This window comes from Orenia sp. (genome assembly GCF_055140805.1).
On the sequence record NZ_JBSQYM010000008.1, the window covers coordinates 1 to 23,151 of the forward strand.

At 33.2% G+C, this 23,151-nt stretch carries 23 protein-coding genes and 4 tRNA genes; 22 read left to right on the forward strand and 5 right to left on the reverse strand.

Annotated elements, in window-relative coordinates:
• Positions 1 to 15: 15 nt before the first annotated feature.
• Positions 16 to 92, reverse strand: a tRNA-Pro gene (locus ACTCDL_RS01855).
• Between the two features lie 493 nt (positions 93 to 585).
• Between ACTCDL_RS01855 and ACTCDL_RS01860 the strand changes: the two genes are divergently transcribed.
• The 5 genes from ACTCDL_RS01860 to ACTCDL_RS01880 all read left to right on the forward strand — a co-directional run bounded on the left by ACTCDL_RS01860 (position 586) and on the right by ACTCDL_RS01880 (position 5,117).
• Positions 586 to 1,821 carry a chloride channel protein gene (locus ACTCDL_RS01860; protein ID WP_463173582.1) on the forward strand — a complete coding sequence of 412 codons (1,236 nt, stop codon included), beginning with the start codon at positions 586 to 588 and terminating at the stop codon, positions 1,819 to 1,821.
• 158 nt (positions 1,822 to 1,979) lie between these two features.
• Complete coding sequence (surE, locus tag ACTCDL_RS01865; protein WP_463173584.1) at positions 1,980 to 2,726, forward strand: 5'/3'-nucleotidase SurE; 747 nt, start codon at positions 1,980 to 1,982, stop codon at positions 2,724 to 2,726.
• 58 nt (positions 2,727 to 2,784) lie between these two features.
• Positions 2,785 to 3,171 (forward strand): TIGR04086 family membrane protein, encoded by a 387-nt coding sequence (locus ACTCDL_RS01870; protein ID WP_463173586.1) that lies wholly within the window; start codon positions 2,785 to 2,787, stop codon positions 3,169 to 3,171.
• A complete protein-coding gene (locus ACTCDL_RS01875) occupies positions 3,152 to 3,289 on the forward strand; it encodes a hypothetical protein (protein WP_463173587.1) in 138 nt (45 codons plus the stop codon). The genes ACTCDL_RS01870 and ACTCDL_RS01875 overlap by 20 nt, the downstream gene beginning before the upstream one ends.
• 298 nt (positions 3,290 to 3,587) lie before the next feature.
• Positions 3,588 to 5,117 (forward strand): DEAD/DEAH box helicase, encoded by a 1,530-nt coding sequence (locus ACTCDL_RS01880; RefSeq protein ID WP_463173589.1) that lies wholly within the window; start codon positions 3,588 to 3,590, stop codon positions 5,115 to 5,117.
• Between the two features lie 271 nt (positions 5,118 to 5,388).
• Here the strand turns inward: ACTCDL_RS01880 and ACTCDL_RS01885 are convergent.
• The 4 genes from ACTCDL_RS01885 to ACTCDL_RS01900 all read right to left on the reverse strand — a co-directional run bounded on the left by ACTCDL_RS01885 (position 5,389) and on the right by ACTCDL_RS01900 (position 6,806).
• Positions 5,389 to 5,477, reverse strand: a tRNA-Leu gene (locus ACTCDL_RS01885).
• Positions 5,478 to 5,616: 139 nt separating this feature from the next.
• Positions 5,617 to 5,678 (reverse strand) — tRNA-Thr (locus ACTCDL_RS01890).
• 87 nt (positions 5,679 to 5,765) lie between these two features.
• A tRNA-Trp gene (locus ACTCDL_RS01895) sits at positions 5,766 to 5,841 on the reverse strand.
• An 803-nt stretch (positions 5,842 to 6,644) separates the two neighbouring features.
• On the reverse strand, positions 6,645 to 6,806 hold the full coding sequence (locus ACTCDL_RS01900) for an aspartyl-phosphate phosphatase Spo0E family protein (protein ID WP_463173591.1): 162 nt from the start codon (positions 6,804 to 6,806) through the stop codon (positions 6,645 to 6,647).
• A 209-nt stretch (positions 6,807 to 7,015) separates the two neighbouring features.
• On the opposite strand from ACTCDL_RS01900, the gene argC reads away from it, so the two are divergent.
• The 17 genes from argC to ACTCDL_RS01985 all read left to right on the forward strand — a co-directional run bounded on the left by argC (position 7,016) and on the right by ACTCDL_RS01985 (position 23,058).
• A complete protein-coding gene (argC, locus tag ACTCDL_RS01905) occupies positions 7,016 to 8,050 on the forward strand; it encodes an N-acetyl-gamma-glutamyl-phosphate reductase (RefSeq protein ID WP_463173593.1) in 1,035 nt (344 codons plus the stop codon).
• Between the two features lie 254 nt (positions 8,051 to 8,304).
• The gene (argJ, locus tag ACTCDL_RS01910) at positions 8,305 to 9,522 is read left to right on the forward strand and encodes a bifunctional glutamate N-acetyltransferase/amino-acid acetyltransferase ArgJ (RefSeq protein ID WP_463173596.1); all 1,218 of its coding nucleotides are present in this window, start codon (positions 8,305 to 8,307) and stop codon (positions 9,520 to 9,522) included.
• 230 nt (positions 9,523 to 9,752) lie between these two features.
• Positions 9,753 to 10,562, forward strand: coding sequence for an acetylglutamate kinase (gene argB, locus ACTCDL_RS01915; RefSeq protein WP_463173675.1), 810 nt, complete (start codon positions 9,753 to 9,755; stop codon positions 10,560 to 10,562).
• Positions 10,563 to 10,659: 97 nt separating this feature from the next.
• Positions 10,660 to 11,853 carry an acetylornithine/succinylornithine family transaminase gene (locus ACTCDL_RS01920; protein ID WP_463173597.1) on the forward strand — a complete coding sequence of 398 codons (1,194 nt, stop codon included), beginning with the start codon at positions 10,660 to 10,662 and terminating at the stop codon, positions 11,851 to 11,853.
• 283 nt (positions 11,854 to 12,136) lie between these two features.
• The gene (locus ACTCDL_RS01925) at positions 12,137 to 13,087 is read left to right on the forward strand and encodes a 1-phosphofructokinase family hexose kinase (protein WP_463173599.1); all 951 of its coding nucleotides are present in this window, start codon (positions 12,137 to 12,139) and stop codon (positions 13,085 to 13,087) included.
• Between the two features lie 4 nt (positions 13,088 to 13,091).
• Positions 13,092 to 13,550, forward strand: a complete 459-nt coding sequence (locus ACTCDL_RS01930) for a CBS domain-containing protein (protein ID WP_463173600.1) — start codon at positions 13,092 to 13,094, stop codon at positions 13,548 to 13,550.
• The gene (locus tag ACTCDL_RS01935) at positions 13,547 to 14,827 is read left to right on the forward strand and encodes a cation:proton antiporter (protein ID WP_463173602.1); all 1,281 of its coding nucleotides are present in this window, start codon (positions 13,547 to 13,549) and stop codon (positions 14,825 to 14,827) included. The genes ACTCDL_RS01930 and ACTCDL_RS01935 overlap by 4 nt, the downstream gene beginning before the upstream one ends.
• Positions 14,828 to 14,915: 88 nt before the next feature.
• Positions 14,916 to 16,244: a cation:proton antiporter gene (locus ACTCDL_RS01940; protein ID WP_463173604.1), complete on the forward strand. Its 1,329-nt coding sequence runs from the start codon at positions 14,916 to 14,918 to the stop codon at positions 16,242 to 16,244.
• Positions 16,245 to 17,504: 1,260 nt separating this feature from the next.
• A complete protein-coding gene (locus ACTCDL_RS01945) occupies positions 17,505 to 17,648 on the forward strand; it encodes a hypothetical protein (protein WP_463173605.1) in 144 nt (47 codons plus the stop codon).
• 421 nt (positions 17,649 to 18,069) lie between these two features.
• On the forward strand, positions 18,070 to 18,822 hold the full coding sequence (locus ACTCDL_RS01950; RefSeq protein WP_463173607.1) for an alpha/beta hydrolase: 753 nt from the start codon (positions 18,070 to 18,072) through the stop codon (positions 18,820 to 18,822).
• Between the two features lie 349 nt (positions 18,823 to 19,171).
• Entirely contained in the window at positions 19,172 to 19,618 is a 447-nt protein-coding gene (locus ACTCDL_RS01955) for a NusG domain II-containing protein (protein WP_463173609.1), read from the forward strand.
• A gap of 125 nt (positions 19,619 to 19,743) precedes the next feature.
• Positions 19,744 to 19,962: a hypothetical protein gene (locus ACTCDL_RS01960; protein ID WP_463173611.1), complete on the forward strand. Its 219-nt coding sequence runs from the start codon at positions 19,744 to 19,746 to the stop codon at positions 19,960 to 19,962.
• A gap of 1 nt (position 19,963) precedes the next feature.
• The gene (locus tag ACTCDL_RS01965) at positions 19,964 to 20,281 is read left to right on the forward strand and encodes a spore coat protein (RefSeq protein WP_463173612.1); all 318 of its coding nucleotides are present in this window, start codon (positions 19,964 to 19,966) and stop codon (positions 20,279 to 20,281) included.
• Positions 20,282 to 20,426: 145 nt separating this feature from the next.
• The gene (locus ACTCDL_RS01970) at positions 20,427 to 21,185 is read left to right on the forward strand and encodes a TM2 domain-containing protein (RefSeq protein ID WP_463173615.1); all 759 of its coding nucleotides are present in this window, start codon (positions 20,427 to 20,429) and stop codon (positions 21,183 to 21,185) included.
• Positions 21,186 to 21,199: 14 nt separating this feature from the next.
• Positions 21,200 to 21,661, forward strand: a complete 462-nt coding sequence (locus ACTCDL_RS01975; RefSeq protein WP_463173617.1) for a hypothetical protein — start codon at positions 21,200 to 21,202, stop codon at positions 21,659 to 21,661.
• Positions 21,662 to 21,827: 166 nt separating this feature from the next.
• The gene (locus ACTCDL_RS01980; RefSeq protein ID WP_463173618.1) at positions 21,828 to 22,376 is read left to right on the forward strand and encodes a CBO0543 family protein; all 549 of its coding nucleotides are present in this window, start codon (positions 21,828 to 21,830) and stop codon (positions 22,374 to 22,376) included.
• Positions 22,377 to 22,605: 229 nt separating this feature from the next.
• Positions 22,606 to 23,058: a CBO0543 family protein gene (locus ACTCDL_RS01985; protein ID WP_463173619.1), complete on the forward strand. Its 453-nt coding sequence runs from the start codon at positions 22,606 to 22,608 to the stop codon at positions 23,056 to 23,058.
• Positions 23,059 to 23,151: the final 93 nt, after the last annotated feature.

The window sequence follows — 23,151 nt, forward strand, 5'->3', positions numbered from 1 at the left end:
CGTTAACTGATTTATTGGTCGGAGCAGCAGGATTTGAACCTGCGACCCCCTGGTCCCAAACCAGGTGCGCTACCAAACTGCGCCATGCTCCGCTATTTTCCTTGCCGACGAAGATAATTTTATATTAATTTGGAGTGAATGTCAATACTTAAAAATGATGTATTTGTTGATTATTCAAGATTATATTGATAATAATCTATTTTTCTTCTGATTATTATCTTTTATAGGCTATTATATGCTTGTCAAACTTTAAGGTAATTGATAACTATTTTATAGAGATAATGCGACACTTGCCTGTCAGGAATCGGGAATCTGGAATAAGTTTATTTTACTGATAACTGCTTCCTGACTCCTGATTCCTACAAATGTCGCAATATATCCATTAAATTCTACTTTATAATTGTTGAGTCAGCTTCAATTGCTGTTTAAGTACTTTTAATTGACTAGCAATTAAGACTGGCCAAATAAATTTACATATTGTAATTGATTGAAAATAATAATACAATGAGAGTAATCATACTAGTTATTTCTTAAATTTTCTAAAAGATTCTTGAATATTACTGACTAAGGGGTGTAGTTGATGTCATGTCTTTAGATGATTTTTATAAAAAAATAGGATTTTATATTATAAAATGGCTAATGATTAATCTATTATTAGGCTTTTTTGGAGCAATTACTGTATTGGCATTAGAGAAAGGTATAACTTATTTAAATGAATCTATTTATAATAAATACTATATTGCTCCATTAATAGGTTCTTTGATAATAGCGATAATACTTTATTATGTTGATTTTAGAGCTAGTGGACTGGGAACCGATATATATATAAAATATACTAATAGTGAATATCCTTTGCAGGAGCCTGTCAGGCTATTAATTAGTAAGTTTTTTGTTACTACTATAACTTTGGGCCTGATGGGGATAGGTGGTTTAGTTGGACCATTATTATTAATTGGTAGTAGTATGGCAATAGTAATTGATAAGCTCTTTAATTACTTTAAAGTTAGGATATTTACTTCACGATTGGATTATAGGGTTTTAAGTGTCTGTGGAGCTGCTGCTACCTTAGGACCGCTGCTAGGCGCCCCTTTAGGTGGAGGAATCTTTGCCAGTGAGATTCTTTATAAGTCTTCTTTAGATTATAATGATTTATTTCCTGCTATTTTAGGTAGTAGTTTTGGCTACTATTTTTACCATGCCTTTTTACCTCAGCCTAGTTTAAATATTGATTTGGCTCTACCTGAAGCAACCTTAAAGGAATTATTTTTATTAATCTTTGTGGCCTCTATCTGTGGTATAATTGGTCAAAGCTTTATCAGTATATTTGATTTTATAGATAGTTATTTTAATAGGTTAAGGGTAAAATTTTTTTTAAAGCCTATTATTGCAGGATTTATAGTCTTAATAGTGATGAGATTATTGCAGGTGGGCTCTTTTACAGATATTGGAGATACAAAGCAATTGTTTTTTATTCCTTTAAGAGAAGGAAGAATGATTATATTAGTTGTATTAAAGATATTGTTAACTATGGTGATTATTGGAGGGGGGTGTAGTGCAGCTATTGTAGATACTGCCTTGATTAGTGGTGCCTTAACAGGGAATTTATTGTATCATATCTTCCCTAATATCCCTTTACATATTTTAGTGGTCATAGGTTTGTCGGCTACCTTATCATCTATTGCTAATATTCCTTTGGCTACTATGGTAATAGTTAGTGAGATTTTCAACTTGAATTTGAGCTTACCAGTTATTATTGGTAGTATTATTGGATATTTAATTGGAAGACCAAAAGCAGTATTTAAATATATTGGAGAGGAATAATAAAAGGATATTGCGATACTTTTAGGAACCTGGAATCAGTAGTCAGGAATCAGTTATAAACACTGGTTCCAGATTCCTGATTCCTGACACGAAAGTGTCCCAATATATCCATTAAGTTTTATTCTGAAATTATACACATATATATAGGAGGAGATAAAATGAAGATATTATTGACAAATGATGATGGTATTTTTGCGCCAGGTATTCAAAGACTATGCCAAGAATTAGAGCAAGAACATGAGGTAGTGGTGGTAGCACCAGATAGAGAAAGAAGTGCAACAGGTCACGCTATCACGATTCATCACCCGTTACGAGCCAAAGATATGACTTTTTCTGATTTAAAGTCAAAGTGTATAGCTATAGATGGAACCCCTGCTGATTGTGTTAAAATTGCTATAGAGTCTTTGTTGGATCAACAGCCTGATATAGTAATCTCAGGGATTAATGCTGGTCCAAATATGGGGTATGATGTACTCTATTCTGGGACTGTATCAGCAGCTGTAGAAGGATTATTGTTAGGGATACCAGCGATTGCAGTTTCGTTAGTTACTGATGACAGATGGGACTTTTCTTATTCAGCTAAATTTATCTCTAAATTATTAAAAGAGTATCAAAAAGTAGATATTCCTGATGATGTTATCTTAAATGTTAATGTGCCAGTAGATTGTAATGGTAAGCATAGAATTACTAAACTTGGTAATAGAAGTTATAAAAATACTTTTGAACAGAGAATAGACCCTAGAGGAGAGAGCTATTATTGGTTGGCAGGAGAAGCTGTGGAAGAAGGAAATTCTGCTGATACTGATGTATCAACAGTTAAAGAAGGGATTGCCTCTATTACTCCTGTTAAATTCTCCTTAACAGCAGATTCTGAAATAGAAAAGTTAAAAAACTGGAATTTGTAGTAATATTTAATACTTTAAAATGAATATTTTAAAGTAAAAGCTTTATGGAGGAGATTTTATGGCACAATCTGAAAATGAAGGCTCTGTTATTAAAGTAAGTAGTATCTTATTTGGATTGGTAGTCAGCTTAATTTTGCTGTTAATGGGTAGTTTAGTTCTAGGAATGATTATTAGCTTATCAAATGCTGCTAATCAATCAGCTAGTAGAATTTTATTTATAGTCAATTATTTAGCTATATTTATAGGTGGGATTGTCGCAGCCTACTCAGCAGGTGGAAGAGGTTGGGCTAATGGAGGTTTAGTAGGATTGATATATATGCTGGTAATAGTTCTTTTGGGGAGTCTGTGGAATCCAGTTGTTTTTTCCTTTAGCTTGATTTCTCGAATTGTGATTGGATTTTTAATATCAGCTTTTGGGGGGATGATTGGAGTCAATATTATTTAATGATATTATTGATAAAATTTTAGAGAATGAAGAAGGGGTAGAGAAGATGAGATTTGTTTTAGATAGTGAGATTTGTAGTTATAAAATAGAAGAGCAATTTTTAAAATGCATCTTATAAGGTGCATTTTTATTTTGAATATATTTTATTTTAATAAGTGGTTAGTCTAGTATATAGAAAAAGCGATATTTAGGCGGTAGGTGGGTAATGGTTAAGAAAATTCAACTACCTAGCCACCTAATCCCTAACTATCTAATAAAAAGTCTTCCACTGTCCCCATAATTAAATATTAAAATAAAAACTATAAATTTTAACACTCTTAGCCTTTCTTTCATAAAGTTATCTTAATTATACTAATTTACTTCGGTTAAACTAATAAGTGATACAGAATATATAGCACTTATACGAGGTGAGATAAATGGCAATGAATCAAATAGATACTGATAATTTAAGGGCTTTAGATATACTAAATGATTATTGGCAAGAACGAGAGATGGGACTATTTCCTCATCAGATAGAGACTGTCAATAAGGTGATTGATCAAATGGACGGTAGGGCTATCTTAGCTGATGAGGTTGGTTTGGGTAAAACAATTGAAGCTGGAATGATTCTAAAAGAGTATATGGTCAGAGGTGATGTTAAAACTTGCTTGGTTTTAACTCCCGCTTCTTTAGGTTTTCAATGGTGGCAAGAGTTGACTCATAAATTTCAGATTGATTGTTTTAATAACCGTAAGGGTAAAGGTTGGCATTATTTTGATGTGATTATCTCCTCATTAGATAAGGCCAAACGCAAACCACATTGTGACCATATTTATCAGCGCGGTTTTGATATGGTAATTGTGGATGAGGCACATCGTTTGAAGAACTCTAAAACTCAAAACTGGAAGTTTGTTGAGCAGATTCCTGCAAAATATTTATTATTATTAACAGCTACTCCTATTCAAAATGATTTAAAGGAATTATATAACCTAGTAGCTTTATTAAAACCTGATTTGTTTGGTAATTACTCTGATTTTAAAGATAATTATGTCAAGGACAAGCATTCAGCCCAAAATTTAGATGATTTGCAGGATGATTTATCACAGGTAATGATACGTAATCAGAGAGAAGAGATAGATTTATATTATACCGATAGAAAGGTTAAATTAATTCCTTTAAGCTTAACCGAAAAAGAACAAAAGCTCTATGATGGTATTACTAGTTTAGTTAAAAGTGAGTATAGAAAGTGCATCAACGCTAATAAGAGTATCTTCCATCTGCTAACATTGCAACGAGAGGTCTGTAGTAGCTCCTTTGCAGTCTCTAAAACTTTAGAGAAGATGTGCAAGTCAGAAAACTATGAAGGGATTAAAGAGAGATTATGTGAGTTATATGAATTGGCTATTTCAATTACTGAGAACCAGAAGATGAAGATGGTTGAGAAGATTCTAGGTGACACTGATGGAAAAGCAATTATATTTACTGAATATCGGGCTACCCAACAGTATATCTGTTATCATCTTTATCAACAAGGTTATCAACCTGTTATTTTTAGTGGGAAGCTTAGAGATAATCAGAAGGAATGGGCTAAACAACAATTTATGAAAAATGGTGATGTCTTAATCAGTACTGAAGCAGGTGGTCAAGGTATTAATCTACAGTTTTGTAATACTATCATCAATTATGATCTACCTTGGAATCCAATGAAGGTAGAGCAGAGAATAGGTAGAGTACATCGTTTGGGGCAAGAGAAGGATGTTTTAATCTATAATTTATCTACTAAAAATACAATTGAAGAGAAGATAATTCATCTATTAGATAAGAAGATTAACCTCTTTGAAAGTGTAATTGGTGGTTTAGACTTGATAGTTAGAGAAGGGGTAGATAAAAGTTTTGGTAGTGATATTTTAGAGTTGTTGATAGAGAATGAAGAGTTAGATAGCTATGCCAACAAGTTTATACATTAACACATAGAGCAATTGCTCTATGTGTTTTCTTTATATAGAGATAAAGTGACACTTTTAGGAATCTGAAATCAGTTATCAGGAACCTATAAACTATACTGATTCCAGATTCCTGGTTCCCGACACGAAAGTGTAGCTTTATATCCATAAATATCTAATTTATAAAATATAAATTATCTTATCAAAAAATAAAAAAGCTGAGCTTTAGCTCAGTATTAATTCTTTTGCATTTAACTATTCACTATTAATTATCAACTATAAACTGAATTTTAAGTGGTACCGAGGGTCGGACTCGAACCGACACGGGAGTTAAATCCCACCGGATTTTAAGTCCGGTGCGTCTGCCTATTCCGCCACCTCGGCAAAAGATCAGTTGACAGTGTATAGTGTACAGTTAAAAACTAAGTTTTCAAAGCTTTTGAACTTAATTGTTCTTACAAGTCTGAAAACATGACTCTTCATGTAAACCACTGCCAATTGGCAATTGTAAACTGTATTTTAATGGAGCTAACGGACGACCTGCTGATTACAAGTCAGCTGCTCTACCAGCTGAGCTACGTTAGCACATATTATATAGTTGACAGTGTACGGTTTATAGTTTACAGTTAAAAGAGTTAAAGTTTTTGAACTTTAACTGTTCACTGTATTTATTGGCAGGGGAGATAGGACTTGAACCCACAGCACCCGGATTTGGAGTCCGGTGCTCTACCAATTGAGCTACTCCCCTATGGCACAATAAGAATTATAACTTATGTTCCCATATAGGTCAAGCTTGATATTATTGATTATAGTTATTTATTTTCAGATATCTTGATTATTCGTCTTTTTTCTTTAGATTATATACTTGATTAACTTTTATAATTTTCCTCACATTTTTATATTTAATGGCATATAATGACTATACCTTGATTAGAGCCTGTGTCTGTTAACAGGTTATTATCTAGATTTATTTTGGAAGAAGGTGGTGACATAATATAGAGATAAAGCGACACTTTGTGTCGAGTGTGAGCTATGAGTGTGAGTGTGTGTAAAACTTCTTTTCATTGGGGTTTACTCACACTCACACACCCACTCACGCTAATTTTAAAAGTGTCGCTATATCCCCATTACTTGCCATTATAGATTATTAAATTTTATATGTCTAATTTATTTAAAGGGAGGAGATTATCATCTATAAATTAAAGAGATTCTATCTAAATAATAAGATTCAGATTAAAGGTGGAGCAGGAATGTTATTATGTCTAATTGGAGGAGTTATAGTCCTTAAGACATTACCTAGTTGGATTTTTGGTTTGGCAATAGGTGGAGCAACAATATCTTATGGAGTTAAGCTGTTTATGGATTAATAGGCTAACTTTTAATCTAGAAAAAAGAAGTACATATAAATAGCTAAGATGATACTTTTAGTCTAAATCTAAGACTGAGCTTGAATAAAAGTTATCCCTTTAATACTTTACTTAGACTTAATCTTAGGTCTAAAATATGATGTTGATTTATTAAGGAGCAGGAATTTTCCTGCTCCTCTTTTAATTATGAGTTTTGCTTATAAAACTTCATAATTAATTTGTCTAGTTTTTGACTTAGCTCAATTAATTCCTTAGCTGTCAATTGTTCTTCTTTACTAGATAATTCTCTTAGTTTTTTACGAAGAGCTTCTAACTCTTCTTTTAAATTTGTACTATTATCAACCATCTTAATCCCTCCTTTCTCTTTTAACATTATAGAATAAAATTGTATACAAAAAGGGATTTTAAATGGATAAGAATAATTGTGTAAAAAAATGATTTTATTTGTAATTAAGTTTTTTATAAGTTTAATGGAAAAAACATTTGTATTTTTATACTATAAGATGTATAATTATAAATAAAATAAGTATAGTTATACTTAAGGAGGAATCAAGAATGAAGGTAAGTATAGTCGGTTCTACAGGATATACCGGATTAGAATTGGTCAGATTACTTAATAAACACCCAAAGGTAGAATTAGAGATATTGACTTCTCGGAGTTTTGATGGAGAAGTAATATCAGATATATATCCAAATTTAAGAGGGGAAGCAGATATCAAATGTGAAGCTTTAGATATCGATAAACTAGCAGAAAGTTCAGATCTTGTCTTTACTGCATTACCCCATGGAGTATCTATGGAGGTTGTACCTCAATTACTAGCTAAAGGTTTAAAGATAATAGATTTAAGTGGGGATTATCGCTATGATAACTTAGAAACCTATGAGAGCTGGTATAAGACTCATAATAGCCCTGAGTTATTCAAGGATGCAGTGTATGGTCTACCTGAATTAAATCGTAAGGAGATTAAAGATAGTAGACTAGTAGCTAACCCAGGTTGTTATCCCACTGCATCTATTTTGGCATTAGCCCCTTTGGTAGATAATGATTTAATTGATTTAGGAAATATTATTATTGATGCCAAATCAGGAACAAGTGGTGCTGGAAGAAAGTTATCTTTAGGGTCTCATTTCTGTGAGGTTAATAATAATTTTAAAGCCTATAAGGTAGCAAATCATCGCCATACATCAGAGATAGAAGAGAAGTTGGGTATATTAGCTAAAAAGGATATTAGTCTATCCTTTACTCCACATCTTTTACCAATAAATAGAGGTATTTTAGCTACAGTATATGCCAATTTAATAGAAAATATAGATACTAAATTTTTATTAAAGTGTTATCAAGATTATTATCAAGGTGAGAAGTTTGTAAGAGTTATGGATGAAGGGAAGTTACCAGAGATTAAACATGTAGCTGGTTCAAATTACTGTGATATTGGGTTGACAGTAGATGAGAGGACTAATAGAGTGATAGTAATCTCTACTATTGATAATCTACTTAAAGGTGCTGCTGGGCAAGCGATACAGAATTTAAATATCTTAGCAGGTTGGGGTGAAACTTTAGGTTTAGATAATGTGGGGCTATATTTATAATTTCTAACTGATAGTGTATAATTAAAGGTAAAAGGAATTAAATTAATCTGTTGTGCTAGTCTAAAGTTATATATAGTGTCTTTTTATAGGGGTATTGGGACAATTTTAGGAATCAGGAGTCAGGAACCAGTTATCAGTAAAACAGACTGATTCCAGATTCCCGATTCCTGACACGAAAATGTCGCACTATCTCTAAATTGTTCTACTAGCACAAGGAGTTAGATTATCAATCGAGAAGTAAAGGGGAGGAGATTATGGCTAATTTATATAAAGAGATAAGTGGTGGAGTTACTGCACCTCAAGGTTTTTTAGCAAGTGGAGTTACTGGTGGGATTAAAAAGAGTGGCAAGAAGGATACAGCTTTGATTTATAGTCAGAGCCCTGCTAAGGTAGCTAGTGTGTTTACTACCAATCAATGTGCTGCTAGTTGTGTACATTTAAATAAAGAGAATATCAAAGATGGTTTAGCTCAAGCAATAATCGTTAATAGTGGTAATGCTAATGCTTGTACAGGAGAAAGAGGTTATCAAGACTCCCAAGAGATGATTGGCTTTACTGCTGAAAAGTTAGGTATAGAGAAGGAGCAAGTCCTAGTTGCTTCAACAGGAATTATCGGAGAGTTTTTGGAAATGGATAAAGTTAAAGCAGGAATTGATAAAGCAGTAGCAGATTTAAGTCAATCTGGTGGTCAAAAGGCAGCAGAGGCGATTATGACTACAGATACATATGCCAAAGAGCTAGCAATAGAGTTTGAATTGGGGGATAAGACGGTCAAATTAGGTGGAATTGCTAAAGGTTCAGGGATGATTGAACCAAATATGGCAACGATGCTAGGATTTTTGACTACAGATATAGCAATTGATAGTAGTTTATTACAAGAAGCCTTAGTGGAAGCAGTAAATCAGAGCTTTAATAGAATTACCGTAGATGGTGATCAGAGCACCAATGATATGGTGACTGTTTTAGCCAACGGGAAGGCTAAAAATCCTACTATTACTAATAAGGATGAAGATTATAACACTTTCTTAGGGGCATTAAAATATATTTGTACTTATTTGGCTCATCAGATTGTTCGTGATGGAGAGGGTGCTACCAAGTTTATTGAAGTAGAGATTAAAGGGACTCAATCCCTTAAAAAGGCTACTAAAATAGCTAAACAGATTGCCAATTCTCAGCTAGTCAAGACAGCTATGTTCGGTCAAGATCCTAATTGGGGCAGGATAATAATGGCGATTGGAGCTTCTGGAGTAGAACTCGATTTAAGTAAGGTAGAGATCAAGATTAATGATCTAGTATTATTAGAGCAGGGAGAAAGAGTAATTGAACATGAAGCAGAGACAAAAGCAAATCTACTTAATGATGAGGAGATTAAAATAGAGGTCAACTTAAATCTTGGAGAGTATAGTGATAAGGTCTGGACCTGTGACCTCTCTTATAAGTATGTAGAGATTAATGCAGAGTACCATACTTAATAGTAGCAAAAGCAATTTACAATTGACAATGTACAGTGTACAATTAAAAGATTAAATGGTTCAAGCAATTCTTATTATCTTTAATTAGTTTTGCTTAAAGTTCTTGATTTAAAAGGTCTTAACTGTCAATTGTAAATTATACATTGTATATTTTGTTGAATCCAAAGGAGGCAGTATTAGTGGAGGAACTAATTAAGAAAGCAGATATTTTAATAGAATCTTTACCATATATGAAGGAGTATTCTAATAAGACTGTAGTTATCAAATATGGTGGTAATGCTATGATCAATCAAGATTTGATGGTCTCTGTTTTAGAGGATATTACTTTATTGAAGTATGTAGGGGTCAATCCAGTTATCGTCCATGGTGGTGGACCAGTTATCAGTGAAAATTTGAAGAAGTTAAATTTAGAAAGTGACTTTTACCAAGGTTTGAGGGTGACTAATAAGGAGATTATGGAGGTTGTAGAGCAGGCACTATTAGGTAAGGTTAATAGTCAGATAGTCTCTTTAGCCAACTTGGCAGGGAACAAAGCAGTGGGCTTATCAGGTAAGGATAATAACTTGATTCAGGCTAAAAAATATGAGCTAGAGGATGGCTTTGATTTGGGTCATGTAGGTGAGATAAAAAAAATTAATCCCGAGATACTAATAACTATGATTGATAATGGTTACCTGCCGATAGTCGCGCCAGTGGGAGTAGACGAAGCTGGAATGAGCTATAATATTAATGCCGATTTAGTAGCAGGAGAGTTAGCCGCAGCATTAGGGGCAGAGAAGTTGATTTTGTTGACCAATGTAGAAGGTATCTTAGATAATCCCGAGGATAAGAACTCTTTAATCTCTCGACTAAAAGTAGCAGAAGCCCAAGAGATGATCAAAGATGGAAAGATAGTAGGGGGAATGATTCCAAAGGTAGATTCTTGTATTACAGCTTTAAATAAGGGTGTTAACAGAACCCATATCTTAGATGGACGAATCCCCCATGCACTCTTATTAGAAATATTTACTGAGAGTGGAATTGGAACGATGATAGATTAATAGAGCGGTAAAGAGTGAAGAGATTTGATAATGATTATTGTTTTACTCATCACTCGTTACTGGTTACCCGTTACTGAACTTAAAGGAGGAGTAGAGAATGGATAAACAAGAGATTATTCAGGCAGATCAAGATTATTTTATGAATGTCTTTGGCCCACGTTTTCCAATGGTATTGGAGAAGGGAGAAGGGGTATACTTATATGATAATGAAGGTAAGAAGTATTTAGATTTCACCGCAGGGATTGCTGTAAATGCTTTAGGATATAACTATCCAGAGTTTAGTGAAGCTTTAAAAGAGCAAGTTAGTAAGTTAATTCATGCTTCTAATCTTTACTATTATGAGATACAAGCTAAGTTATCTAAGTTATTGATAGATAATTGTTATGCTGATAAGGTCTTTTATAGTAATAGTGGTGCCGAGGCTAATGAGGGTGCTATTAAGTTGGCTAAGAAGTATTTCAAAGAAAAGGATGAAGAAAGATATGAAATTATAACAGCCAAAAACTCTTTTCACGGTAGAACCTTGAAGACTTTGGCAGCAACAGGGCAAGAGAAGTATCATAAGCCTTATACACCAATCCCTCAAGGGTTTAAATATGTGCCTTATAATGATTTAGCAGCAATAAAAGAGGCTGTAGATGATAAGACAGCAGCTATTATGCTAGAGTTAATTCAAGGAGAGGGTGGTGTCAATCCAGCTACCCAAGAGTATATAAAAGGGGTAAGAGAGTTATGTGACCAAGAAGGAATCTTACTAATCTTTGATGAGATTCAGACCGGTATTGGAAGAACAGGAAGTCTCTTTGCTTATCAAGATTATGGAGTAGAGCCAGATATTTTAACCTTGGCTAAAGCTTTGGGTAATGGTGTCCCAATTGGAGCATTTTTGGCTAAGGATGAGGTTGCTCAAGCCTTTAAGCCTGGTGACCATGGTTCAACCTTTGGTGGTAATCCTTTAGCTTGTCAAGCAGCTTATACTACTTTAAATATCATCTTAAATCAAGGTGTTTTGGATAATGTTAAAGAGGTTGGAACTTACTTTTATAATAGATTATTAGATTTAAAAGATAAGTATGATTTCATTAAAGAACTAAGAGGTATGGGATTAATCTTAGGTTTAGAGCTAGAGATGGAAGCTAAAGAGATTGTAACTAAAGTCATAGAAAATGGAATTTTGGTGCTAACAGCTGGCAAGAATGTTTTAAGGTTCTTACCACCATTGGTTATTAGTACTGAAGATGTAGATCAAGTAATTGGTGTTTTAGAAAAGGTTTTTAGTCAAATAAACTAGGATTAGACAAATATATCAAAATATGATAAAATCCATATACTATAATGTATTAGTGGGGTTGATATAAAATAGTATCAGAAATCTGATACTATTTTATATTTTATAGGTAGATAATAATAAATTTAGTTTAATTAGCTACAAAAATATATAGTTTATTCTTAATTAAACTCAATTTATTCTATCAATAGCTTTAAAAATTGTCATTAAAGGAGTATAATATAATAAAAATATATTAAGTAATAATATATTTAAGTAACAATAATTCATGTTGGGAGGTAGAAAGATGATTACTACAGTAACATTAAATCCGGCAATAGACCGGGAATATTTTGTACAGGAGAATAAACCAAAGTCTCATCAGTATCTTTATACTGAAAGAGATATTAAGGTATCTCCTGGGGGGAAAGGGCTTTTAAGTGCTATCAATTTAAGGAAACTTGGATATTCTGATGTACAGAATATAGGGTTTGTTGGTGGTAGACAAGGGTTATTCTTTGAAAAGATGGTTCAAGAGCATGGGATTACTACAAACTATATCTTTACTGAAAGTGAAATCAGAAATAATATCTTTGTTATTTCTAGAGATCCAGTAACTTATACCCATTATAATGATTATAGTTATAAGGTAGAACATGGTGATGTTAAAAGTTTGATTAAACGTTTTAGGCGTGGAATCATAGACAGTGACTTTATTATGATTTCAGGATCAATTCCTGAGGGGGTCAATTTCAGTATCTACCAAAGGCTGATTCAAATCTGTCATGAAGCAGGTAAGGATGTTTATTTACATGCCAGTGGTGAGGTCTTAAATCGGGCCTTGGAGGAGCAACCTAAAGTTGTTGTCCCTTATTTCAAACACACTAATAAGATATTGGATAAGAAGATAGTCAATGATGAGGATTACATATGGGCAGGTAAAAAGCTACAAGAAAATGGTGCGAAATATGTAATGATGCCATTTCATTGCTCTCGTTTATTATTTGATAAAAATGGTGATGTTTATCAGCTAACACCTCGTGATTTTTGTTTAAGAAACTGGTTAGGAGCAGGAGAAGCTTATAATGCTGCTTTTTTTGATTATGTTTATCAGTATGGTTTTGATTTCTTAGAAGCAAATAAATATGCTGGAGCAGCAGCCTTAGCTATTGCTGAGAGTAAGGAGATTTTCTTAGCAGATCGAGCTATGATTAAGGAGAAGACCGATAATATTATAATTAAGAAGCTGGGGGTGTAGTTGAATGAGTACTGTAAGAAAGTATATGATGAGAACTATGAACTCTGTTTGTGAAGAGGATAGTATTGAAGATGTTATTAGAGTTATGAATAAGATAGAGATGTCAGTTTTGCCAGTTGTGGATGATGAAAATAAGTTTTTAGGGACTATTTATAGTAGAAATTTATTAAAGAATATTATCCCTGAACAGTATGGTTTTTTGGAGAGCCATCGTTTACTATATCAGGTTAATCAAGCTGCAGAGAATTTAGCTGAAATTAAAGATAGAAAGGTTAAGGAGTATATGTCAAATAATACAACTGCTGTTAAAGAGAATGATAAGATGGATAATATAGCAGATATCATGTTAGATAATAAGGAATCTTATCTCTATGTTGTAAATAATGATAACAAATTAAGAGGTTATATTTCTAGAGCAGATTTACTTTATTATCTATTAGAGGTAGGGGAAAATCAACAATGAATCTAAAATCAATTGGAACATTATACGAGTTGAAGCAATGGTTATTAGCTAATCAAGCAAGTAACAAGGAGTTATATATAGTTGGATTGTTAATTGTATTTGCATTATTTGTAGTACTATTGACTAAAAAGTATAGAGTACCTATAGTAGTAGGTTATGTATTTTTGGGGATACTCTTTAGTGTAAGTATCATAGATAAGCTTCCTTTTTTATCTAATGGGATAAAAGAGTGGTATGCTTACAGTGTTGAAAGTTTTGATTATGTAGCTGATTTGGCCTTGGCCTTTATAGCCTTTACTATAGGAAGTGAGCTTTCCATTAGAATCTTAAAGAGTTTAGGTAAAAAGATTGCCTTAATCGTTATCTTTGAGTCTGTAGGAGCATTCTTATTGGTTACAGGAGCAATGTTAGCCTTCGGACAACCATTTTATCTGGCTTTGATTTTAGGGTCAATCGCTTCTGCTACGGCACCAGCAGCAACTGTTATGGTGCTAAAAGAGTATAATGCAGAGGGTAATTTGACCTCTACCCTATTGGCAGTAATAGGGATTGATGATGCGGTAGCTCTTGCTATCTTTAGTTTTGCTGAACCTATTTCATTGATTAAGGCATCAGGGTCTGGTGAATTATCGATTATGAATGCCTTTTTTGAACCATTACTAGAGATAGTAGGAGCAATCGGATTTGGAGTATTGCTAGGTTATATATCCGTTAAATTTATTGTAAGGCTAGAGGATAAGACAAAAAAGGTCTTAACTTTGGTGGCTACAGTAATCGGTGCTTCTGCTACAGCAGTAGCTTTACATTTATCTCCGTTAATTACTAATATGTGTGTAGGTTTTGCTTACCGAAACTTTGCTAAGAAGAACCCTGGAGTTGCTGAGGATATGGAGACTATGACTATTCCTTTGTATGCTATGTTCTTTATCTTAGCAGGTACTAAGATTCAAATCATGCAGATAACTAAAGGTGGCTTTGTAATTATAGCTTTAGTTTATACTATCTCAAGGGTTATTGGTAAAATGGGAGGTGCTTCTTTAGGTGCCACTTTAGCTAAAGCAGAACCTAAAATTAAAAAGTATATAGGTATGGGATTATTATCTCAGATTGGTGTAGCTGTAGCTTTGGCTTATACTGTACAACGAGATTTTGTAGATTTACCTGAAGTAGGAACATTAGTCTTTAATATTTTATTATTTACTACAGCTATTACTGAAGTTGTTGGACCATTGGCCACTAAGTATGCTGTTACTAAAGCAGGCGAAATTCATAATTAACATCTTATAATAATAGGAGCAATCTTATGGCTATAAATTGATAAGATAGATATCTTCTTAATTTAAATCTTTTATTTGAGGTGACAGTATGGATTTAGATATAGAGTTAGTTCATAAGCTACAGATAATGCGAGAATGGTTTTTAGTCCATCAGGCAAGTGATAAGGTAATTTATATCATAGGATTTTTGATATTTATGTCATTATTGGTGGTGCTTTTAGCTAAAAGATTTCATGTACCTATTGTAGTAGGATATGTCTTTTTAGGTATTGCTCTAAGTGTAAATATAATTGAATGGTTACCCTTTCTTTCAGAAGAGGCAAAGGAATGGTATGCTTTTACTACAGAGAGTTTTGATTATATAGCTACCTTTGCTTTAGCTTTTATAGCCTTTACTATTGGAAGTGAACTCTCACTTAAAATCTTAAAGAGTTTAGGAAAGAAGATCATCTATATTGCTATTTTAGAAGCAACGGGAGCTTTTATTATAGTGGCTTTAGCCACTTTTGCTATAACTAAAACTTTATACCTATCTTTAGTATTAGGAGCTATAGCTTCAGCAACAGCTCCAGCTGCAACGGTGATGGTATTAAAGGAATATAATGCAGAAGGTCTATTGACTTCGATGATATTAGCTATTGTTGGTATAGATGATGGGATTGCTTTAATTATCTTTAGTTTAGTAGAGCCTTTAGCCTTAAGTTTATATTTAGGGCAAGGTGATATCTCAATAGTTCATGCTTTAGTTGCACCAATTATTGAAATAGGTGGATCTATTTTGACAGGTTTATTGATAGGATACTTGTCCCAGAAGTTTATCAGTAATATGGAGGATAAGACAAAGAAGATACTGACTTTGGTAAGTACAATTATTGGTGGTTCTGCTGTTGCGATTTTTCTACATTTATCACCATTGATTACCAATATGTTCATTGGGTTTGCTTATCGTAACTTTGCTAGAAAGAACTTAGGCATTGCTGAGTATATGGAGACATTAACTGTACCTTTATATGCACTATTTTTTATCTTAGCAGGAACAGAGATCAGATTAGATAGTATAGCATCTGCTGGTTTCTTGATTTTGGCATTTGTCTATACGATTGCTCGTGTAATTGGAAAGGTAGGAGGAGCTTCTTTAGGAGCTTATCTATCTGATGCTCCTGAGAAGATTAAGAAGTATGTTGGTTTGGGTCTTTTACCCCAAAGCGGAGTAGCAATTGCCTTAGCTTATACTGTGCAGAAACACTTTATTGGTGGACAAAGCAATTTAACAGTATTTAATAATATTGAATTGACAGATGATGTAGGATTATTAGTATTTAATACACTCTTATTTACAGCAGCCTTAACAGAGGTTTTTGGACCATTAGCTACAAAATATGCTATTACTAAGGCTGGAGAGATTGGAGAACATTAGAGAACAATGTACAGTTAACAATGGACAATTTACAATTAAAAAGATAGATTTAATAAATAACAAGTAAAGAAAAGATAGTTATTATAAAAGGTTTACATTGAGTGCTTTGGGGCTTGATGTAACCTTTTTTATTTATGTTAATCTAGAGTATGATTTAACTGTGTTGTTATATAGAGAGATTGGGACACTTTTAATAATGATAAATTTACTAGCCACAGGTTTCAACCTGTGGTGATGATGACATGTTACACTACGGGTTAAAACCCGTAGCTAAAACTTAAAGTGTCTCAATATATCTATAAAGTTACATTTTAAATATATTAAATTTTCTTATTTTTACTCCTTACTCATCATTAGTTACTCGTTACTGTTATTGAGGTTGGATGACTTTTACAATAAGCTAATTTGCAAAAAAAGAGGGAATTACTAAGTTAGAGTAGAATTTTGATATAAGAGCAGTTGACTAACATCTGTGAGAGGGCTTTAGTGGATGAGGTAGATTTAGAGTATATTACTTGGTGAACTTCACCACCTAAATCAAAAACAAGATTTAGATGGAGCTTGGCTATACTTCACAAATACCATATAGGTATATGCTACTCGTAGCTTTTTAGTGAAGTTTGTAGTGGGTTTACCACGAAGTGTCTGTTAAGACACGTAGATAAGTTTCCTCTACAAAATAGATTACCTTATTCACTAGGGGCTGTCCACAAACCCATTATCCCTCATAGCTATATAGCTATTCTGGGAATACATTAATCCTTACGATACTTTGAATATTTTACGTATTGAAGGATTAGTCAATACAACTCCATATATTCACTTGTACGACAAGGGGCTGAACCTAAGTTGTAGGTTAGCATTAGTGTTTTTTATAACCTTGTATTTAATATTTTATCATAGTAACTTGAATATTTGAAGGTGTTGAACCTTGCAAATATTATCCAAATTCATCTCCACCTAATACAGTAGTTTAGATGGAGTTTTCTTTGAATGTTTTAGATAAATAAAACAGGTCTGGATATTTCGTCAGTAACTATGGAATACTTAGATAATGATGGCTGGACTACAAAAAGGATTATTGTTCATTGGAGATTACTGATTTTAGGGGATTTCTAAAAAGAGCTTGGTCAAATAGAATAATTGCTCTAGAAGCAAATCCTAAGATGTTAAAATTAAATACAAATACCTTAATAAGATTAAATTGATTCTTTAATATATTAATTATAAGAACTAGGGTTTATAATAGGGAGGAATATGATGAATAGAGGAAGAATTTTTACAGTAATTCTTTTTATAATTGTTATTGGTCTTGCGTTTTTTAATAATTATATCTCTATAAATTCAGATACTGAGGCTGATAATCAATTAATTGGATTTAATTACTATAATGATTTATTTTGATAATAGAAGAATTGATATAATGGAGAGATAGTGCGACACTTTTACAATTAAGAATTAAGAGTTAAAAGTTAAGAATTAAAAGGTTTTAAGATTTTCAAACCAAAGAAAATTTCTGTTTGAGCAAAGCAAGTATTCTAAAAAAATAATAGTTCATAAAATAATCTTTGAAGTAGGTATCTTGGCTATCTTATTCTGAATTAATGTTGATTGCGTAGCGAGTTTAATTTTCTTCTTGATTTTTTGCCTACTTTTTTATCTATGGAAAAAAGGTAGGTCGCCCTTAGGCGAAACCTGAACTAAAATAAATAAAGCAGAAGTTTTTGAATGAAACTTGAAACTAAGATATTGTTAGAAAAATAAAAAAGAAAAAGTGTCGCAATATACCCATATTAACCCCTTTGAAAAAAAGGAGTGTAATCAAATGAAAAAGATACCTGAATATGCTAAGCCTTTCTTTTTTGAAGGAAATAACCAAGCATGTTTATTGATACATGGCTTTAGAGCTTCTCCAGGTCAGATGAGGTACTTAGGCGAGTTTTTACATCAAGAAGGTGGATATACTGTTAGTGGAATTTTATTACCTGGCCATGGAAGCTCTACTGAGGAGAAGATGGAAGAGGCTGATTGGGGAGATTGGCTTAATTCAGTTCGAAATGAATATGAGAATTTGGCTAGAGACTATGATAAGGTTTATGTGATGGGCTTATCAATGGGAGGTATACTATCATTGATTTTGGCTGAAGAGTATGATTTAGACAGGGTTATCTCTGTTGCAGCTCCGATTAAGATATTTGATAAGTTAGCTTACCTTACTCCAGTGCTACAGTATTTTAAGCGATTTAAAGGTGATAAACAGGGTTTAGTACAGAGTAAAGAGGATGAATATGATATCTACTATAGTGCAACCCCCTTAGCAGCAGTACCTAATCTTTTAAAATTGATAAAGATAGCCAAAGGAGATTTAGCTAAGGTTAGTGCACCAATCTTGATTATTCAGTCTAAGGATGATCAGACGGTCAAACCAATTAGTGCAAAGATTATCTATCAAGGTGTGTCAAGCCATGATAAGAAACTACTTTGGCTTGATGAAGGTGGTCATGTCTGTACTATCAATGGTGATAAAGAGCTGATCCATAGTCAAATTTTGAAGTTTTTAAAGAGCAATTATAGATAAACAACTTTAGAATTAAACAGTAGAAAGATAGTGCGACACTTTCGTGTCGAGTGTGAGCTATGAGTGTGAGTAAACCACCCTCTCCTAAATCCTCTCCCTGATAAGGAGAGGACTTTAACTTCTTTTTATTCCTCCCCTTTTAAGGGGACATTTAAAAATTGGGATTCCACGAAGAGTTTTTGGTCTTTTAAAAACTCGTAGGGGAGGTTAGGTGGGGGATATTACTAAAGTGTCGCAATACCCTAAATTTTACCTTATACTTGGATATATAGATTGAGGTTAAACTTAAGACTAAAAAAATGAATTGCTCAGGCTTAGACTAAAATTAATTTTGGAATGGTGGTTTTTTATGCTCAAAACATTGGGTCTAAAAGAATTGAATAAAATCATGACCATTGCCGATAAGATATTGATTATCTGTATCTTAATTATAAGTATTTCGATGTTAGGGCTAATCCCAGTTCTTATCTCTAAATCTGCTGGAGAGAAGGATGTAGTTGTTACTTTGGATAATCAAGAGCTGTATCGTTATAATTTGGAGCATAGTCAGAAGCTAGAGAGGATAAATTTTTCCTTTGAAATAGAAGGTAAAGAGTACCAAGGGACATTAAGGATGAAAGATGGTAAAGTGAAGCTAGAGCGTTTAAGTCAGGATATATCACCTTTAGCAATCCATGCTGAAATGGGATGGATCAGTGAGCCTTATCAGATGATTCTCTGCCTGCCTATTAAGCTAGCAGTTACTATTGAAAATAAGAATCAGAAGAAAGAAGAGATTGATATTATGAGCTTTTAAATATTTGATGATTTTAAGTTGAGTCAGAATCCTTAAGGATTCTGACTTTTTTTAATTATAGAATATTTTGAGGTTATTAAAGTAATAATATAAATGATTTGAATTTATATAAGGAGGTTACAAAGTTGAGACCATTAACTGAAAATGAAGTAATTACATTACAAGGGTTACTACAGCTGGAGACCAATGGATTGCTAAAAGCTAAAGCTGCACAGATGCTAATTACTGATGAAGACCTTAAAAAAGAAGCTCAAGCAGGTGTTTTAGCTGCTGAAGGCAGGATTAAAGGTTTACAACAATTTATTCATGAAAACAACATACTAAACCAAGAGGAGGCTCATTAATATGCCATCTATGATTACATCATTATTAGGCGGAGAAGATACTAAACAGCTCAATGATCCTACAATAGTTAGTAATATGCTTGCAGAAGCTAAAGCTGGGGCAACTGCATATTTGACTGCTATCTTAGGAGCTACTACTCCTGAGTTGAGAGCAATTTATTCTAGCAGTTTAACTCAAATATTAGGCGGACACTCATCTTTAACTGCATTAGCAATCAATAAAGAGTGGTATAAACCCTATGAATTAGCTGAGCATCAGCTAGCTGAGACTTTACAACATAGTGAAAAGTTAATAGAGCTTGCTAAAATTGATGATTAGCAAAGTAAAGGCCCACTATTAATAGTGAGCCTTTACTTTTAATAGATGTAATTTAATAAGGTATAATAAAAGAGGGAATAATTATAAATAAATAGGGTGAAAATAGTCTATAAACATAGAGAATAATCTAGTAGGTGTTATAATCTTGCAAGAACATAAGCGTCGTCAACTAGCAATTATACATAAATATGGTGTTACAAATTTACATCGACAAAATCCTTATATAGTAGCTTGGTGGTCTGCTGCTTTTCCTGGGTTTGGCCATTATATGTTAAATCAGTATTTTCGAGCTACCTTATTTACCCTTACTGAAGTAATTATAAATACGCTAGCTCATGTTAATGAAGCTATAGTCTATACTTATTGTGGAAAATTTGAATTAGCTAAGTCAGTGTTAGAACCTAGATGGGCCTTGGGATATATTATTATCTATCTTTATACAATCTGGAATAGCTATCATTCTACCTTGGTACAAAACAAACTTGTTCATCTTGGGGAGCTTGAAGATGAACGACTGGATACAATGGTCTTTACTACTAGTGGAATTCAATATTTAGAACTTAAAAGTCCAGTTATTGCAGCAATCTATTCATTCTTCTTTCCAGGACTTGGAATAGTATATAATCATCGTTTTTTACTTGGTTTTTATGGTATCTTGTGGTGGTTGATATACTTGACTTTATCAGGTGCTCATGAATCTTTAGCTATGCTCATAACTGGAAACGTTGAGGAGTCAATTGCTATTCTTAATCCACACTGGCTATTATTTATGCCATCGGTAATGTGGGGAGCAACATATCATGGAGTTATTACCGCTAAACAGCAGAATCGACTCTTTCGTTTAGAGCAACGTCAATTTTTACGGGAACGCTATGGAGCTTCTGATGTCCGTATTTTTGATTAGAAGGTGTTTAATGCATGTTAATATTTGGAGCTTTTGAATATTCATTAGAGTTAGAAGAAGCATTAGGAGAGTTAGAAAGGAGTGGAATAAAAAGAAAGGATATATTGGCAATCCCGATGGATACTTACTTAGGCTCTTCAAAGGATTCTATCAATGAAGCCCATGACTTTTATTCAAAAGCCTTTGAAGTAGGTGCAGCTTGTGCAACTGGGTGTTCAGTTATAGGAACAAGTATAGGATTTATTCTAAACTGGGGCCCGATAATTTGGGGGTTAATTGCTGCTGCTATTGGACTGGTTGTAGGTTGGGGGTTGTATTTTTTATTTCATAGGAAGGCTCATCGAAGTTTTCCAAAGAGAATTCCCGAAGTTATTATTGTAGTTAAATGTTCTAAAGAGCAGTCTGATTTAGTTATGGAGATTATGGGGCAATATGATGTGCTAACAATGGGGAGACATATTGAGTCATCATCTTGAATCTGAATAGAGATGATGGATTTTTATAGAGATAAAGCGACATTTAGGAGGTAGGTGGGTAGGGGTTAGGAAAATCAAACTACCAAAGTAAAAAAAGTGTCACACTATCCTTCTATTGCATCAGCTCTTCTAATAACACAAGACTATTATTGAAAGTAGTGATACTATGATTGATGAGATTATAAGACAATTTAAAGGGTTTTACCTTCAAACAGCAGAGTCTAACCAGAAAGCAGTAGAGTTGTGGAAGAATTATATTCTTTTTTCATGGCGTTGGTGGTTTGCTTTAGGGCTTTTAATTATTCCTTGGATAGTCTGGTTTTACTTACGTCCTAAGAAGAACTGGCAGTCAATTTTAATAGCAGGATTACTTTCTTATGTAATAGCTTCAATATTAGATTCTGTAGGTGTAGCCTATGGAATGTGGGCTTATCCTACTATTATTTTTCCATACCTCCATTCATTTTATGTTCCTTGGGATTTAACGGCTGTACCAGTCTTGATTATGTTCTTTTTACAATATAAGAAGAACATATCAGTTTATATCAAAGCAATAGTCTATGCTTTGATTAGTGCATTAATAGCAGAGCCAATACTGGTTTGGATGAAGGTTTATGTTCCAATAACTTGGAAGCATTATTATGGAATTCCTCTCTATTTTATGATTTATCTGATTGTAGATAAAGTAAGTCAACTTACTAAAGCCCAAGATTAGCAAGGTATATTAGTTGAATTTTAAGATAATTAGTGTCTTTTTATTAGGTAGATTGCGACACTTTATTAATCAGGAGTCAGGAACCAGTTATCAGTAAAACAGGCTGATTCCAGATTCCCGATTCCTAACACGAATGTGTCACATTATCTCTATATTGTTTCAATTGCATAATTAATCCTGATTATTGAGATACTTTAAATAGTATTTTAATATTTTGGAGGAATGAGAGATGTTTTATTGGATTCGATATATAATATTTTGGGCTATCTGGTGGAAGTTTGCTGATAAGAAGCGATGGAGGGAGTTATTTTCTGTAGCTATTTTTGCTGCACTCTTAGGTACGCTCACTGACCATTTGTTCCATGATTATTATAAACTATGGTCTTATGTAGGACAGCCACCAGTTATAAAAGAGATCCTTAATGATATTGGTATCTATGTAGTGGTGACCTATCTCTTTATTCAGTGGTTACCCCAAGAAAGAGGTTTTTTAGAGAAATTTCTCTATTTCTTTTTCTGGACTTTAGTATCTATTTTTATTGAATGGTTTCATTTGGCTGTTGGCAAGATTGAACATCATCAATGGTGGAATTTATGGTACTCTTATTTGGCTGATTGGCTTTTATTATGGATTTTTTATAAGATTCATCAGGTCTTTAGGTATGAGCGGTTGTCAGAGTAGTTTAGCAAATACATAACAATAGACCTCACCCTAACCCTCTCCTACATTAGGAGAGGGAACAAGAGATTCCACCCTTCTCTTAATGTAGGAGAA